14 protein-coding genes are annotated in these 15,802 nt (G+C 69.5%); 8 read left to right on the forward strand and 6 right to left on the reverse strand.

Annotation, left to right across the window (positions count from 1 at the left end; all coding sequences use genetic code 11):
- The 3 genes from AB6V31_RS15115 to tkt are packed head-to-tail and all read right to left on the reverse strand — an operon-like array spanning window position 1 to window position 4,863.
- Entirely contained in the window at window positions 1-1,626 is a 1,626-nt protein-coding gene (locus AB6V31_RS15115; RefSeq protein ID WP_056232157.1) for a glucose-6-phosphate isomerase, read from the reverse strand.
- Complete coding sequence (gene tal, locus AB6V31_RS15120) at window positions 1,623-2,744, reverse strand: transaldolase (RefSeq protein ID WP_369366646.1); 1,122 nt, start codon at window positions 2,742-2,744, stop codon at window positions 1,623-1,625. The genes AB6V31_RS15115 and tal overlap by 4 nt, the downstream gene beginning before the upstream one ends.
- 19 nt (window positions 2,745-2,763) lie before the next feature.
- Window positions 2,764-4,863 (reverse strand): transketolase, encoded by a 2,100-nt coding sequence (gene tkt, locus AB6V31_RS15125; RefSeq protein WP_369366647.1) that lies wholly within the window; start codon window positions 4,861-4,863, stop codon window positions 2,764-2,766.
- Window positions 4,864-5,093: 230 nt separating this feature from the next.
- Between tkt and AB6V31_RS15130 the strand changes: the two genes are divergently transcribed.
- Window positions 5,094-6,020: a heme o synthase gene (locus AB6V31_RS15130; RefSeq protein ID WP_295845736.1), complete on the forward strand. Its 927-nt coding sequence runs from the start codon at window positions 5,094-5,096 to the stop codon at window positions 6,018-6,020.
- Between the two features lie 411 nt (window positions 6,021-6,431).
- Here AB6V31_RS15130 and AB6V31_RS15135 read toward each other — a convergent pair whose 3' ends face one another.
- A complete protein-coding gene (locus tag AB6V31_RS15135; protein WP_056232144.1) occupies window positions 6,432-6,920 on the reverse strand; it encodes a hypothetical protein in 489 nt (162 codons plus the stop codon).
- A 229-nt stretch (window positions 6,921-7,149) separates the two neighbouring features.
- A complete protein-coding gene (locus AB6V31_RS15140; protein ID WP_369366649.1) occupies window positions 7,150-8,136 on the reverse strand; it encodes a heme A synthase in 987 nt (328 codons plus the stop codon).
- A 249-nt stretch (window positions 8,137-8,385) separates the two neighbouring features.
- Here AB6V31_RS15140 and sufB point away from each other — a divergent pair, with 249 nt between their 5' ends.
- The 7 genes from sufB (at window position 8,386) to AB6V31_RS15175 (ending at window position 14,895) form a co-directional block, all read left to right on the forward strand.
- Window positions 8,386-9,804, forward strand: a complete 1,419-nt coding sequence (sufB, locus tag AB6V31_RS15145) for a Fe-S cluster assembly protein SufB (protein WP_056232442.1) — start codon at window positions 8,386-8,388, stop codon at window positions 9,802-9,804.
- Window positions 9,805-11,010 (forward strand): Fe-S cluster assembly protein SufD, encoded by a 1,206-nt coding sequence (gene sufD, locus AB6V31_RS15150; RefSeq protein ID WP_369366651.1) that lies wholly within the window; start codon window positions 9,805-9,807, stop codon window positions 11,008-11,010.
- A complete protein-coding gene (locus tag AB6V31_RS15155; RefSeq protein WP_056232135.1) occupies window positions 11,007-11,336 on the forward strand; it encodes a non-heme iron oxygenase ferredoxin subunit in 330 nt (109 codons plus the stop codon). Before sufD ends, AB6V31_RS15155 begins: the two co-directional genes overlap by 4 nt.
- 52 nt (window positions 11,337-11,388) lie before the next feature.
- The gene (gene sufC / locus AB6V31_RS15160) at window positions 11,389-12,159 is read left to right on the forward strand and encodes a Fe-S cluster assembly ATPase SufC (protein WP_056232130.1); all 771 of its coding nucleotides are present in this window, start codon (window positions 11,389-11,391) and stop codon (window positions 12,157-12,159) included.
- Between the two features lie 9 nt (window positions 12,160-12,168).
- On the forward strand, window positions 12,169-12,498 hold the full coding sequence (locus tag AB6V31_RS15165) for a metal-sulfur cluster assembly factor (RefSeq protein WP_056232125.1): 330 nt from the start codon (window positions 12,169-12,171) through the stop codon (window positions 12,496-12,498).
- Window positions 12,499-12,731: 233 nt separating this feature from the next.
- Complete coding sequence (locus AB6V31_RS15170; protein WP_369366652.1) at window positions 12,732-13,895, forward strand: MalY/PatB family protein; 1,164 nt, start codon at window positions 12,732-12,734, stop codon at window positions 13,893-13,895.
- A 70-nt stretch (window positions 13,896-13,965) separates the two neighbouring features.
- Window positions 13,966-14,895 carry a siderophore-interacting protein gene (locus tag AB6V31_RS15175; RefSeq protein ID WP_369366653.1) on the forward strand — a complete coding sequence of 310 codons (930 nt, stop codon included), beginning with the start codon at window positions 13,966-13,968 and terminating at the stop codon, window positions 14,893-14,895.
- A gap of 67 nt (window positions 14,896-14,962) precedes the next feature.
- Here AB6V31_RS15175 and AB6V31_RS15180 read toward each other — a convergent pair whose 3' ends face one another.
- Window positions 14,963-15,796, reverse strand: coding sequence for an ABC transporter ATP-binding protein (locus AB6V31_RS15180; protein WP_056232114.1), 834 nt, complete (start codon window positions 15,794-15,796; stop codon window positions 14,963-14,965).
- Window positions 15,797-15,802 lie beyond the last annotated feature (6 nt).

Below are 15,802 nucleotides of genomic sequence, written 5' to 3' on the forward strand. Positions count from 1 at the left end.
TTACTGCGCCGCCTCGAAGAGTGAGAGCACGTCGACCTGCGGGTCGGTCAGCGTCAGCGTGACGACGGGACGGCCGTGGCCCTCCGCCAGCACGCTCGCATCGCCCGCGGCCTGTGCCTGGATGAGTTGTCCGAACGTGAACGGTCGACCGGGGATCTCGAGGTCGACGTCGGTGCGTTCGATGATCTGGAGGAACACGCCGCTGGCGGGTCCTCCCTTGTGGAACTGTCCGGTGGAGTGCAGAAACCGCGGTCCCCAGCCGAACGTGGTGGGGCGACCCGAGTCGGCCGCCACGAGTTCGCGGAGTCCCGCGAGCTGCGCCAGTTCGAGACGGTTCACGTACGCCTGGACGCTGACGTAGCCATCGGCCGGGACCGTCCGCCACAGCGCTTCCAGGACGCCCGCGACCGTGCCGCTCGCCGCGAGGGCGGGGTCGGACACGCGCACCTCGACGCCGCGGTCGACGAAGACCGGGGCGGTGGGAGCGGGCTGCGCGTCGAGCAGGCCGCGCGTCGCCTCTTTCGCCGACTCGACGTCGGGCTGATCGAAGGGATCGATCCCGAGCAGTCGGCCGGCGATCGCGGTGGCGTACTCCCACACGACGAACTGCGCACCGAGCGAACCGCTCATGAGCACTTCGCCGGTGTGCCGCTCGAACAGGTGGAATGCCTCGGCGTCGTCGACGAACCGCACGACCTGAAGGTCGTCGGGCTTCGACTCGAGCTCGGGCGACACGGGGAGCAGGACGACGGGCAGGATGCCGGTGCCCTCCTTCCCGGTCGATTCAGCGACGAGCTGCTCGATCCAGTCGGGCAGGCCGATGATGTGGCTTCCGTCGGTGACCAGACCGAGCTTGTCGCGGCGGTGTACCCCGCCGCCCGCGATCGCCGCGGCGAGCACGAGGGCCGGGTTCTCGGGGGAGTCGATCGCGACCTCGAGCAGAGTGGCATCCGCCTCGTCGAGGAGGTCCTCGATGTCGACGCCGGCGAGGCCGGTGGGGACGAGCCCGAACGCTGTGAGCGCCGAGTAGCGTCCGCCCACGGTCGGATCGGCGGTGAACACCCGGTAGCCGTCGGCGCGAGCCGACTGCTCGAGCGGGGAGCCGGGGTCGGTGACCACCACGATGCGACCGGCGGGGTCGATGCCGAGGTCGCGGAAGGCGGCCTCGAAGGCCCGCTTGGCGGAGTCGGTCTCGATGGTCGCGCCCGACTTGCTCGAGACCACCAGCACGGTCTGCTCGAGACCGCCGGACTCGGCGTCGCCGTCGATCGCGGCGAGCACCTGGCCCGGAGCGGTCGAGTCGAGGATGACGAGCGGCACGCCCGCCGACTGCGCGATGACCTCGGGAGCGAGCGAGGACCCGCCCATTCCGGCGAGGACGACGCGGGTCACGCCCTGCGCGACGAGTTCGTCGCGCAGGGCCGTGATCTCGGCCACGAGCGGGCGCGAGACGGTGACCGCCCGCACCCACCCGAGTCGACGCGACGCCTCGTCCTCGGCCGCCGCGCCCCACAGGGTGGGGTCGGCCGCCGTGATCCCCGACGCGATGAGCGAGCCGGTCAGGCCCGGCAGCTCCGCGTCGACAACCGACTTGACGTGGCCGGTGACCTTGACGGCGAGAGTCACTGCGCGGCCTGGGCGCTTCCGGCCTGCAGCGCGGTCTTCACGGTGTCCTGCAGCTCGTGCCACGAGGCGATGAACTTCTCGACACCCTCGTCCTCGAGCACCTGCGTGGCGTCGGCGACGTCGACGCCGGCCGCTGCCAGGCGGTCGAAGACCTCGTGCGCCTCGGCGTAGGCACCGGTGACCGTGTCACCCGCGATGACGCCGTGCTCGAACGTCGCCTCGAGCGTCTTCTCCGGCATGGTGTTGACGGTGCCGGGGGCGACGAGCTCGGTGACGTACAGCGTGTCGGGCAGCGCGGGGTCCTTGACGCCGGTCGACGCCCAGAGCGGACGCTGCACCGTGGCACCGGCATCCAGCAGCTTCGTGGCGCGGTCCTCCGAGAACTTCTTCTCGTAGAGCTCGTAGGCCAGACGCGCGTTCGCGATGCCGGCCTTGCCCTTGAGGGCTGCGGCCTCGTCGGTTCCGATCGCGGCGAGGCGCTTGTCGATCTCGGTGTCGACGCGCGACACGAAGAACGACGCCACCGACTGCAGGGTCGAGATGTCGTGACCGGCGGCCTGCGCCTTCTCGACACCGGCGAGGTACGCGTCGATGACTTCCTCGTAGCGCTCGAGGCTGAAGATCAGCGTGACGTTGACCGAGATGCCCGCACCGATGACCTCGGTGATGGCGGGGAGGCCGGCCTTGGTCGCGGGGATCTTGATCAGGACGTTCTTGCGGTCGACGCGGGCCGACAGGTCCTTCGCCTGGGCGATGGTGCCCTCGGTGTCGTGGGCGAGGTCGGGCGAGACCTCGATCGACACGCGGCCGTCGACGCCGTTGGTGGCCTCGAAGACCGGCAGGAAGATGTCGCACGCGTCGCGCACGTCGTCGGTCGTGATCGAGAAGATCGCCTCGTCGACGCTGGCGTCGGCGGCCGCGAGCTCCTTGACCTGGCCCTCGTACGCCTCGCCCTTCGACAGGGCGCCGGCGAAGATGGTCGGGTTCGTGGTGACACCCGAGACGTTGCGCGACTCGATGAGCTCGGCGAGGTTGCCGGACTGGATGCGCTGACGCGACAGGTCGTCCAGCCAGATGCTGACGCCGGCGGCCGAGAGGTCTGCGGTGGGAGTGCTCATTGTTCTGGTTCTCCTCTGATTACTTCTTCGCGGCGGCCAGCGACTCGCGCGCGGCCTCCACGACGTGCTCGGTGGTGATGCCGAACTTCTGGAAAAGGGTCTTGTAGTCGGCCGACGCACCGAAGTGGTCGATCGCGACGGAGCGGCCGGCGTCGCCGACGATGCCCGCCCAGCTGAGCGCGGAACCGGCTTCGACCGACACGCGGGCCTTGACCGACGACGGCAGCACCGACTCGCGGTACGCCTCGTCCTGCTCGGCGAACCACTCGAGTGAGGGGGCCGACACGACGCGGGCGTGCACGCCTTCGGCGGCGAGCTTCTCGCGCGCCTCGACGGCCAGCTGCACCTCGGAGCCGGTGGCGATCAGGATCACGTCGGGCTCGCCGTTCTTGGCCTCGGCCAGTACGTACGCTCCCTTGACCGCGCCCTCGGCGGAGGCGAATTCGTCTCCGGATGCCGCACCCTCGCCGCGGGCGAAGACGGGGATGTTCTGGCGGGTCAGGGCGATGCCGGCGGGACCGGCGGTGCGGCGCAGCATCTCGAGCCAGACGACGCTGGTCTCGTTGGCATCCGCGGGACGCACGAGGGCGAAGTTGGGGATGGCGCGGAGCGTGGCGATCTGCTCGATCGGCTGGTGCGTGGGGCCGTCCTCGCCGAGGGCGACGGAGTCGTGCGTCCAGACGAAGATCGTGGGGATGTTCATCAGGGCGGCCAGACGCACCGGCGGGCGCATGTAGTCGCTGAAGATGAGGAACGTGCCGCCGAAGGGGCGCGTGGGGCCGTGGAGCACGATGCCGTTGAGGATCGCACCCATGGCGTGCTCGCGGATGCCGAAGTGGAGCACGCGGCCGTAGGGGTCGCCCGACCACTCGTGCGTCGACCAGCTGGCGGGGATGAAGGACTTGGCATCCTTGATCGTCGTCAGGTTGGACTCGGCGAGGTCGGCCGAACCGCCCCAGAGCTCGGGGAGCTCGGCGGCCAGGGCGTTGATGACCGTGCCGCTGGCGGCGCGGGTCGAGACGTCCTTGCCCGCTTCGAAGGCGGGGAGCGCGTCGGCGATGCCCTCGGGGAGCTCGCGCGCCTGCAGGCGGTCCCACAGCTGCTTGCGCTCGGGGTGGGCTTCGGCCCACGCGTCGAACTTCTGCTGCCAGGCGGCCTTCTCGGCCTCGCCGCGCTCGACGAGCTTGCGCGTGTGGGCGATGACGTCGTCGGCGACGGCGAAGTGCTGCTCGGGGTCGAAGCCGAGCACCTCCTTCGTGGCCTTCAGCTCGTCAGCGCCGAGGGCCGAGCCGTGGATCTTGCCGGAGTTCTGCTTGCCGGGGGAGGGCCAGCCGATGATCGTCTTGAGGACGATGAGCGAGGGCTTGCTCGTCTCGCCCTTCGCACGCTCGATCGCGGCGTGGAGTTCGGCGACGTCTTCGACGTACTCGCCGGTCTTCTTCCAGTCGACCGTCTGCACGTGCCAGCCGTAGGCCTCGTAACGCTTCTGGACGTCCTCGGTGAAGGCGACGTTGGTGTCGTCCTCGATCGAGATCTGGTTGGAGTCGTAGATGGCGATGAGGTTGCCGAGCTCCTGGTGGCCGGCGAGCGAGGAGGCCTCGCTCGTCACGCCCTCCTGCAGGTCGCCGTCGCCGGCGATCACGTAGACGTAGTGGTCGAAGGGGCTCTCGCCGGCCGGCGGCTCCGGGTCGAACAGGCCGCGCTCGTAGCGGGCGGCGTAGGCGAAGCCGACGGACGAGGCGAGGCCCTGGCCGAGGGGGCCCGTGGTGATCTCGACACCGTCGGTGTGGCCGTACTCGGGGTGACCGGGGGTCAGCGAGCCCCAGGTGCGCAGCGCCTCGAGGTCCTTCTTCTCGAGGCCGAAGCCGCCGAGGTAGAGCTGGACGTACTGCGTGAGCGAGGAGTGACCGACCGACAGGATGAAGCGGTCGCGGCCCGGCCAGTGCGTGTCGGCGGGATCGTGGCGCATGACGCGCTGGTAGAGCAGGTAGGCCGCGGGTGCGAGCGACATCGCGGTTCCGGGGTGGCCGTTGCCCACCTTCTCGACGGCATCCGCCGCGAGGATGCGGGCGGTGTCCACCGCGCGCCGATCGATGTCATCCCATTCGAAGTCCGACAACTGGGTCGCCTTTCTCGATACTGAGCGCCCGGGTTCACTTCCGACGCCGCACTCACCACCGTAGGAGTGGGAGAGGGGTGGGGTGTCGGCGCGGGGCGCGCGTTCATCGCCAGCATAGCGAGAACGCCGGTGCAGGTTGCGGTGCGTGACGGGGCTCGACAGACGGCCGGTCGTGTGGTGGAGATGGCATAGAATCGTTGAGGTTCTATACGCGCTTACCCCGGGGGACGATGGACATCTCGACGACGTCGCACGTCATTGCGACGACCGATCGCCGCTCCGTCGGACGCACCCTCCGGGCCTACGTCGCTCTGACGAAGCCCCGCGTCCTCGAGTTGCTGCTCGTGACCACCGTGCCGGTGATGATCCTGGCGCAGGGTGGTCTGCCGAATCTGTGGCTGATCCTGGCCACCGTGATCGGCGGCTCGCTGAGCGCGGGCTCGGCCGCGGCGTTCAACATGTATCTCGATCGCGACATCGACGCGCACATGCAGCGCACGGTCAACCGGCCGCTCGTGACGGGCGAGGTCTCGCCCCGCGGCGCGCTGGTCTTCGCGTGGACGCTGGCCGTCGTGTCGACGGTGTGGCTGTGGGCTTTCACCAACGTCCTCGCGGCGGGTCTGTCGGCCGCGGCGATCTTCTTCTACGTGGTGATCTACACGATCATCCTCAAGCGCCGCACCGAGCAGAACATCGTCTGGGGCGGGATCGCCGGGTGCTTCCCGGTCCTCATCGGCTGGTCGGCCGTGACGGGCTCGCTGTCGTGGGCGCCGTTCATCCTCTTCGCGCTGGTGTTCCTGTGGACGCCGCCGCACTACTGGCCGCTGTCGATGAAGTACGCGGCGCAGTACGACGAGGTCGACGTGCCCATGCTGGGCGCCACCCGCAGCGGTTCGCAGGTCGGACTGCAGGTCATCCTGTACGCGTGGGCGACCGTCGCGTGCTCGCTCCTGCTGATCCCGGTCGCGCCGATGGGTCTCGTCTACACCGTGTCGGCCCTCGTCTTCGGTGGCTGGTTCATCTACGAATCGCACCGCCTCTACGCGCGCGCCGTGCGCGGGGGCGAGCCCCGCCCGATGCGCGTGTTCCACGCCTCGATCACGTACCTGACGCTGCTGTTCGTCGCGATCGCCGTCGACCCGCTACTTCCGTTCTGATCGGATTCGACAGCGCCCGTCCCGTCTGCGGGGCGGGCGCTTCGTCGTTTCGGGATGCCGGCTGCCCGCGCGTCCGTCGGGTTGGTCGACCGGTTCAACCGGCGGTCGACGGGCCCCGGGGCAGCGCGGCGACGGCGCGGTCCTCCGCTGATCTCGCGCCGCGACACGGTGCGCGCGCGCGGTTCCGCCACCAGCGAAGTGCGCGCGATCGGCGTGGCGAGGCGGACCCGACTCGTGCGGTCAGACCCCGCGGTGGTGCGAGGCGATGGTGCTGCGGGGAGGGAGGGTGTCCTCGAGCGACCCGCGGTGCCCACGATGCTGTTCGGTCGTGATCCCGCGCCCGCGGGTGGAGGACTCCCGTACGCGAAAGCGCCCGCCCCCCGAAGGGAGCGGGCGCCTTCTCGTCGCGAGTCAGCGGCCGGTCGAACCGTCACCCGCGTCGAGCTTGGGCGCGTCGTGAGTCGCGGCGGCGGCCTGCGGCGGAGCGGGGGTCGTCGAGGGCACCTCGACGTCGGCGTCCTCAACCGCGAGGGGGGTTGCGGTGGTCGCCGGAGCGAACGGAGCGGCGGGGACGGCGCTCTCGGCGGCCGTCTCGTCGTCGCTGTTCCAGTCGATCGTCTCGATCGCGACGTCGGGGCGGCGGGTCAGCGTGGCCGCGGCGGCGAGCGCCAGGACCGCGACGATGCCGATGGCACCGGCGCCGAGGACGGCGGCGCCGACGACGACCCACGACTGGCCGACGTAGACCTGCACGACGGTGGCGTTCGGGTCGTTGAGCACCTGCTCCATCGCGTCGATCCCGTTCAGGACGATCGCGAGTCCGCCGGCGATGGCGGCCAGGGATGCGACGACGAGCACCCAGAACGGGATGCTGGTCACCAGGCGGGGACGAGTCTTCATGGGGAGTACTCCTTGTCGTTCCGACAGGGGGTTGTCGGGCGGCGGGTCCCGAAGCGGGGGACGACGGGACGGTGGGCACGGAAGTGCCACGATCAACGATGACCTACGAGCCAGTGCTCCGTGTAGGGGTCGCCGATGAATCGCCTATGAGCGTATAAGGGGGTCTCGTGGGCCTTACGCGGGGGAACGCGGTCCGTTCGGCGCAACTCGGTCGCGCGTCGTCGGCGCCTCAGCCGTGAGCAGCCGCCGTCTCGCGCTTGGCACCCTGACGCCCCGCGACCGCGGACACCTTGAGGCGCAGAACGACGACCGTCATGGTCGCGGCGGCCAGAGCGGCCAGGACCATGTGGGTGCCCACGGCCCACTCGGGCAGGCCGTTGCGGGCCTGGTAGAGCCCCACGGCGATCTGCACCAGCTCGACGGCCAGCAGGGCGACGGCCCAGCGGCGCACCGGCAGGCGCAGGCGCCAGGACGCGATGACCACGACGAGCGTCAGGGCGAACAGGGCGTATCCCGGCCAGGAGTGCACGTGCTCGAGCACCTCGGCATCGAAACCGTTGCGTCCGGCCGAGGCGTCGCCCGAGTGCGGGCCGGCGCCGGTGGTGAGAACGCCGAAGACGATGGTGAGGGCGAGGACGCCGGTCGTCGCGTGGACGAGCCCGGCGAACCAGCGCGGGGCGGCGAGCAGGCGCGGCCCGACCGGCTGATTCATGCGCACGAGGAACGCCGCGCACACCGCCACGATCGACACCGACGCGATGTAGTGGAACCCGACGATGAAGGGGTTCAGGCCGGTGAGCACCGTGATGCCGCCCACGACCGCCTGCGCGACGATGCCGACGAGCACGACGAGCGAGAGTACGAACAACACGCGGCGCTCGTGACGCATGCGCCACACCAGCACGACCACGGCGAGGGCCAGGATGCCGACGAGCCCGGTCAGTGTGCGGTTGCCGAACTCGATGATGCCGTGGATGCCCATCTCGGGGGTGTTCACGAGGGAGTCGGGGGTGCAGCGCGGCCAGGTGGGGCAGCCCAGGCCCGAACCCGTCAGTCGGACGGCCCCGCCGGTGCCGATGATCAGCACTTCGGCGATGAACGACAGCCACGCGAAGACGCGCACACGGCGGTCGACGTCGGTCGGGAGCCACTCGACGATCCGTCGCAGGGGTGCGGGGACGCGCGTCGAGGCGGTGGGGGACGAGGCGGAGGGCATGCGTACGGCTTCCTGGCGTCGAGGTGCTCCGGGCTGTCGGGAGAGCGGGCCTGCCATGCCGGGAGCGGGTGTTGCCTGTAGAATCGAAGGGTCCGGGTGCAGCGCTCGCGCGAACCGCACCCACGACAGTCTAGGCGCGCAGCCAGCGCCTTCGAGCGGGCCCACCAGCGACCTTCCTGGGACTTCGACCGGAGTCCGGAATGTCGGGGCGGATGACACCGTTGTGGCCCGAGAAGGAGAGTGATCACCATGTCCGATGTCCTCATCGACCGACCAGAGCTCGAAAGCCTGGGGCAATACGAGTTCGGCTGGCACGACACCGACGCGGCGGGCGCGATCGCGCAGCGCGGCATCAACGAAGACGTCGTCCGCGGCATCTCGGCGCTGAAGTCCGAGCCCGAGTGGATGCTCAAGACGCGCCTGAAGGGCTACCAGCTCTTCGGCAAGAAGCCGATGCCCACGTGGGGCGCCGACCTGTCGGAGATCGACTTCGACAACATCAAGTACTTCGTGCGCTCGACCGAGAAGCAGGCCCAGACCTGGGAAGACCTTCCGGAAGAGATCCGCAACACCTACGAGAAGCTGGGCATCCCCGAGGCCGAGCGTCAGCGCCTGGTCGCCGGCGTCGCCGCCCAGTACGAGTCCGAGGTGGTCTACCACCAGATCCGCGAGGACCTCGAGCAGCAGGGTGTCATCTTCATGGACACCGACACCGCCCTGCGCGAGCACCCCGAGTTCTTCGAGGAGTACTTCGGCACCGTCATCCCCGCCGGTGACAACAAGTTCGCGGCGTTGAACACGGCCGTCTGGTCGGGCGGCTCGTTCGTCTACGTCCCCAAGGGCGTTCACGTCGAGATCCCGCTGCAGGCGTACTTCCGCATCAACACCGAGAACATGGGTCAGTTCGAGCGGACGCTGATCATCGCCGACGAGGACAGCTACGTCCACTACATCGAGGGCTGCACCGCTCCGATCTACAAGAGCGACTCGCTGCACTCGGCCGTGGTCGAGATCATCGTGAAGAAGAACGCCCGCGTGCGCTACACGACGATCCAGAACTGGTCGAACAACGTCTACAACCTCGTCACCAAGCGCGCCGTCGCCCACGAGGGCGCGACCATGGAATGGGTCGACGGCAACATCGGCTCCAAGGTGACGATGAAGTACCCCTCCATCTACCTGATGGGCGAGCACGCCAAGGGCGAGACCCTGTCGGTCGCCTTCGCCGGTCCCGGTCAGCACCAGGACGCCGGCGCGAAGATGATCCACATGGCGCCGTACACGCAGTCGTCGATCGTCTCGAAGTCGATCGCCCGCGGCGGCGGTCGCGCCGGATACCGCGGCGAGGTGCGGGTGGACGCCAACGCGCACCACTCCGCCAACACCGTGCGCTGCGACGCCCTGCTCGTCGACACCATCTCGCGCAGCGACACCTACCCCGCGATCGACATCCGCGTCGACGACGTGCAGCTCGGCCACGAGGCCACGGTCTCGAAGGTCAGCGAAGAGCAGCTGTTCTACCTGCAGTCGCGCGGCATGCCCGAAGACGAGGCCATGGCCATGATCGTCCGCGGGTTCATCGAGCCCATCGCGCGGGAGCTCCCCATGGAGTACGCGCTCGAACTCAACAAGCTCATCGAAATGGGCATGGAAGGATCCGTAGGCTAAATGACGACTGCGACCGAATCACCCACGGCACAGTCGACTGGCGCCGGTACGGGTCACATCGACCCGGCAGCCCTCGTGGCATCCGTCGTTCCGGTTCAGACGCGCTCGGAGCGTCTGACCTCGTTCGACCCGGCCGACTTCGGCACCCCCACGGGGCGCGAGGTCAACTGGAAGCTCAGCCCGATCACGCGCCTGGCTCCGCTGTTCGTCGACGAGGCCGGTCCGTCCGGTGTCATCTCCGTCGACGTGCAGGCGCCGGACGCCGTGGAGCAGCTGCGTCTCGCGGCCTGCGACGCGCCGCGCGGTGAGCACTTCCGGCCCGAAGACCTGCCCGCGGCCCTCGCCTGGACGCACGAGACCGAGGCTCCGCTCTTGCGGATCCCCGCGAACGTCGAGCTCGACGAGCCCGTCGTGGTGCGCTTGACCGGCACGGGCGGCCTCGCGCACGCCCACGTCGTGATCGAGGCTCAGCCCAACTCGCGCGGCACCGTGGTGCTGCGTCACGAGGGCACGGCGAATCACGCGCAGAACGTCGAGATCATCGTGCGCGACGGCGCCGACCTCACGGTCGTGTCGGTGCAGCGCTGGAACGACGACGCCGTGCACGCGGCATCCCACCAGGCCCGTGTCGACCGCGACGCCAAGCTCACGCACGTCGTGGTGAGCTTCGGCGGCGGTGTCGTGCGCGTGAACCCCTCGGTAGAGCTCTCGGGCCCCGGCGCCGAGGGGCGCCTGTACGGCCTGTCGTTCTCGGACGCCGGTCAGCACCTCGAGTCGCAGGTCTACCTGCACCACAAGGGTCCGCACACCGTCGGCGACGTGCTCTACAAGGGCGCGCTGCAGGGCGAAAGCGCGCGCAGCGTCTGGATCGGTGACGTGCTCATCGGACCGGATGCCACGGGCACCGACTCGTACGAGGCGAACCGCAACCTGGTGCTCACCGACGGTGCCCGCGCCGACTCGATCCCGAACCTCGAAATCGAGACCGGCGACATCCAGGGTGCCGGCCACGCCAGCGCCACGGGGCGTTTCGACGACGAGCAGCTGTTCTACCTGCAGGCTCGCGGTATCGCCGAAGACGAGGCGCGTCGCCTGGTCGTGCTCGGCTTCCTCAGCGAGATCGTGCAGCGCATCGGCATCCCCGAGCTCGAGACCGAGCTCATCGAGGCCATCGAGCACGAGCTGGCCGAAGGAGCCGCCGCGTGAGCGCTTCGCGCGTCTGCGCCCTGAGCGAGCTCGTGCAGGACGAGGCCCGTCGCGTCGAGATCGACGGCGTCGCCATGGCGGTCGTGCTCGACGGCAACGGCGAGGTCCACGCGATCGGCGACGTCTGCACGCACGGCGACATCTCGCTGTCGGACGGCTTCGTCGAGGGCGAGACGCTCGAGTGCTGGGCCCACGGCTCGGCGTTCTCGCTGAAGACCGGCCGCCCCCTGAACCTCCCGGCCTACGAGCCGGTCCCCGTATACGAGGTCGTGATCGACGGAGACGACGTGCTCATCGATCCCGCCGTCACCAAGGCGACGGCCTGAGCGCCGCTCACGACAACGCCCACGACCTGAAGACTTACGAGTAAGGAACACCATGTCTGTCCTCGAGATCCGCGACCTCCACGTGACGGTCGAGACGGAGAACGGTACGACCCCGATCCTCAACGGCGTGACGCTGACCATGCGCACCGGTGAGACCCACGCCATCATGGGCCCCAACGGCTCCGGCAAGTCGACCCTGGCGTACACGATCGCCGGTCACCCCAAGTACACCGTCACGAGCGGCTCGATCACCCTCGACGGTGAAGACGTGCTCGAGATGAGCGTCGACGAGCGCGCTCGCGCGGGCCTCTTCCTCGCGATGCAGTACCCGGTCGAGATCCCCGGCGTCACGGTGACGAACTTCCTCCGCACGGCCAAGACGGCCATCGACGGCGAGGCTCCGGCCATCCGCTCGTGGACGAAGGACGTCAAGGGCGCCATGGAGAACCTCCGCATGGACCCGAAGTTCGCCTCGCGCAACGTCAACGAGGGCTTCTCGGGTGGCGAGAAGAAGCGTCACGAGATCCTTCAGCTCGAGCTGCTCAAGCCGAAGATCGCCGTGCTCGACGAGACCGACTCCGGCCTCGACGTCGACGCGCTGAAGATCGTGTCCGAGGGTGTGAACCGCGCGAAGGAGCAGACGGACCTCGGTGTGCTGCTGATCACGCACTACACCCGCATCCTGCGCTACATCCGCCCCGACTTCGTGCACGTGGTCGTCAAGGGCCGGATCGTCGAAGAGGGTGGGCCCGAGCTCGCCGACCGACTCGAAGAAGAGGGTTACGACCGCTTCCTCGAGGCCGGTACGCCGATCGACGCGTAGGATCGTTACATGACCGCAACCCTCGCTCCCGAGAAGTACGACGAGGTCACCGAGGCTCTCAAAGACGTCATGGACCCCGAACTGGGGATCAACGTCGTCGACCTCGGCCTCATCTACGATCTCGCGTGGGACGACGAGAACGACGCGCTCGTCATCCACATGACCCTCACTTCGGCCGGCTGCCCGCTGACCGACGTGCTCGAAGAGCAGACGGCCCAGGCCCTCGACAACGTCGTGGAACGCTTCCGCATCAACTGGGTGTGGATGCCGCCGTGGGGCCCCGAGCGGATCACCGACGACGGCCGCGACATGATGCGCGCCCTCGGCTTCGCGATCTGACCGCAGAATCCTTCCTGAACGCCCATCCCTCCAGGGGTGGGCGTTCGGCGTTCCGGCGAGAGGGATGGCGCCCTTGGTTTCGCGATCTGACCGCAGAATCGTTCCTGAACGCCCATCCCTCCGGGGGTGGGCGTTCGGTGTTCCAGTGAGGGGAACGGTGCCCTTCTCGCGCCCGTGTGTCCTCCTCTGACGCGCAGGGTGCCGGCATCCGGGGTCCTCGTTAGGCTTTTCGCATGAGCGTTCCTCCGTTGCAGGCCCTGCCGCTCGAGCTCCTGCGTCAGCGCAGCAGCACGAAGTGGCGCTCCTACGACGACGACGTCATCCCGATGTTCGTGGCCGAGACCGACTTCCCGCTGGCGCCGGCGATCACCTCGGCGCTGCATCGGGCGGTCGAGATCGGCGACACGGGCTACACGCCTCCGCGTCCCGGCATCGACCTCGATTTCGCCGACTTCGCCGAGCGGCAGTGGGGGTGGCGACCGGACCCGGCGCGCATCCGCTGGACGGGCGACGTGATGATGGGCGTCGTCGAGGTGTTGCGGGGGGTGACCTCGCCCGGTGATCGGGTGATCGTGACGCCCCCGGTGTACCCGCCGTTCTACGACACGGTCGAAGAGGCGGGGGCCGTCGTGGAGCGCGTCCCGCTGATCGACGACGGGGAGCGCTGGCACCTCGACCTCGACGGCATCGAGGCGGCCCTGTCGGGCGGAGCGCGCGCCGTGCTGCTGTGCAACCCGCACAACCCCACCGGGACCGTCCACTCCCGGGACTCCCTCGCCTCTCTCGCGCGTCTCGCGAAGCGGTACGGCGCCAGCGTGGTCAGCGACGAGATCCACGCGCCGCTCACGCACGCCCCCGCGGTCTTCACTCCCTTCCTGGATGCCGGTGACGAGGCGGCCGCGGTCGGGTACATCGTGACGAGCGCGAGCAAGACCTACAACCTCGCCGGGTTGAAGTGCGCCGTCATCGTGACCGGCTCGGAGGAGACCGCGGCGGTGGTGCGCGCCCTGCCGTGGGAGGTCGAGTGGCGGGCCGGGTTGTTCGGCGTCATCGCGAACCGTGCGGCGTTCTCGGCCGAGAGCGACGAATGGCTGGCCTCTCTGCTCGTGGCCCTGGACGACAACCGTCGTCTGCTCGCCGATCTGCTCGCCGAGCATCTGCCGCTCGCGCGGTATCGGATCCCCGAGGCGGGGTTCCTCGCGTGGGTCGACGTTTCGGCGTACGGGTGGGGCGACAACCCCGCCCCGTTCATCCGTCGCGAGGCGCAGGTCGCCCTGCACCACGGCCCGCTGTTCGGGGTCGAGGGGATCGGCCACGTGCGCATCAACGTGGGCTGCGCTCCCGAGGTGCTGCGCGAGGCGATCGCGAGGATCGGGAAGCTCGTCGATCGCGCGTAGCCGGGTCGGTTAGCTCGCCGTCGAGGCAGCGGCGTGGCATCCGGAAGCAAGGTAAGGATATCCTTATCTCGTGATCACTGCCACGCGTCCCGCCTACCGCCCGTACGTCGCCGTGGTGAAGACCGCGCGACGTCTCTCGCCGCACTTCGTGCGCGTGACGTTCACCTCACCCGACTTCGACGTCTTCGGCACCGACCGCCGTGACCAGCGCGTCAAGCTGGTGCTGCCCGGCCGCGACGGCACCGTCTGCGACATCGGACAGGACGACCCCGAGGCCATCGCCAACGGCGAGTGGTACACCCGCTGGCGCGACCTGCCCGACGAGGAGCGCATGCCCTTCCGCACTTACACCGTGCGCCGCATCGACCCCGAGGCCCTCGAACTCGACATCGACTTCGTCGTGCACCACGACGCCGGTCCGGCCGGGTCCTGGGCCGAAGCGGCGACGGCGGGGGACCACCTGGTGGTCGTCGGCCCCGACGCGCGCAGCGCCGACTCGGCGCAGGGGATCGACTTCCACCCCGGCACGGCGCGGCGCATTCTGCTCGCCGGCGACGAGACCGCCGCTCCTGCGATCTGCGCCGTGCTCGAGGGGCTCGAGCCCGGTCTCGACGTCGACGCGTTCATCGAAGTGCCCGACGTCGACGACGCTCTCCCCGTGCGCAGCGGAGACGCGCGCGTCCACTGGCTCCCGCGGGGCGAACGCCCGCACGGCGAGGCGCTGATCGAAGCGATGGAGGCCTGGGCCGCGGCATCCGGTGACGTTCTGGAGCGCGCGGCCGCGCCCCGTCCGCAGGTTCTCGAAGAGATCGACCTCGATGTCGACCTGCTGTGGGACAGCCCCGCCGACGCCGAAGGCGAGTTCTACGCGTGGATCGCGGGGGAGTCGTCGACCGTGAAGCTCCTGCGGCGCATGCTCGTCTCGGGGTGCGGCGTCGACCGCGGTCGCGTCGCCTTCATGGGCTACTGGCGCGCCGGGCAGGTCGAGCGTACGGCGTAATTACCCGGCATGACGACGACGAAGAGCCCCGGCCGCGGCCGGGGCTCTTCGTGGTTCTCGCGACGTCTCAGGCCGTCTGCGCCCGCGACTGCTCGGGCTCGGCCACGGTGTGGTGACGGCCGATCGGGACCACCATCGGTCGCCCGGTCAGGGGATCGGGCACGACGCGACTGTCGAGGCCGAAGACGCGGCGCACGGTCTCTTCGGTGAGGACGTCGGAGGGGTCGCCGGCCGCGATCACCTCCCCCTGGGCCATGGCCACGAGGTGGTCGGCGTAGCGGGCGGCGAGGTTGAGGTCGTGGAGGACCATGGCCACGGTGGTGCCGCGGTCGCGATTGAGGTCGGTGAGCAGGTCGAGGACGTCGATCTGGTGGCTGATGTCGAGGAAGGTCGTCGGCTCGTCGAGCAGGAGCACGTCGGTCTCTTGAGCGAGGGCCATCGCGATCCAGACGCGCTGGCGTTGACCGCCGCTGAGCTCGTCGACGGGACGGTCGGCGAGGTGCGTGACGTCGGTGGCCTCGAGCGCGCGGGCGACCGCTGCGTCATCGGTGCTCGTCCAGCGCGAGAGGGCGCCCTGGTGCGGGTGACGACCCCGGCTGACGAGGTCGCTGACGGCGATGCCGTCGGGGGCGATCGGCGACTGCGGAAGCAGCCCGAGAACGCGGGCGACCTGCTTCGTCGGCAGGCGATGGATCGACTTGCCGTCGAGCAGGACCTGCCCCGCCGAGGGCGTCAGCAGACGGGCCATCGCCTTCAGCAGCGTCGACTTGCCGCAGGCGTTCGCGCCGACGATGGCGGTCACACGCCCCGGCGGCAGGGCGAGGTCCAGGGAGTCGACGATCGTCCGATCGCCGTAGCCGAGCGTGACGCTCTCGGCGGTCAGGGTGCGCTCGATGGTCATCGGGTG

This window comes from Microbacterium sp. 16-032 (assembly GCF_041079455.1).
In the GTDB taxonomy this organism is placed as follows: domain Bacteria; phylum Actinomycetota; class Actinomycetes; order Actinomycetales; family Microbacteriaceae; genus Microbacterium; species Microbacterium testaceum_A.